At 47.7% G+C, this 237-nt stretch carries 1 pseudogene; it reads left to right on the top strand.

The features are described 5' to 3' along the window. A pseudogene (locus tag AAEY75_RS17005) lies at positions 1-237 on the top strand (PepSY-associated TM helix domain-containing protein); the annotation flags it as partial.

The following is a 237-nucleotide window of genomic DNA, read 5'->3' as shown; positions in this document are numbered from 1 at the left end:
CTATCAACCTGTGATGCATGCTGTCGTAGGGCTTGAGGGAAGAGGTGAAAGACAGGAGAACTCAAGAAAACCATTAGAAAAAGCGGAGCAGGCGTCTGGTGCAGAAACGGCGACTAGGGTTAAGGCTGTAAACAATAAGGCTGTCGATGTCGAGGCTGTTGATGTGGTCAACAAAGCCAATAGCATTGCTTATTTAAGTGAGCAAGCAGACATCGCTGCCAAAAGTAAGGGCATGAC

Source organism: Psychrobacter sp. TB55-MNA-CIBAN-0194 (assembly GCF_040309505.1).
Taxonomy (GTDB): Bacteria; Pseudomonadota; Gammaproteobacteria; order Pseudomonadales; family Moraxellaceae; genus Psychrobacter; species Psychrobacter fozii.
The sequence above is the reverse complement of the archived record's forward strand: the minus strand, read 5'-3'. Positions and strand labels throughout refer to the sequence as shown.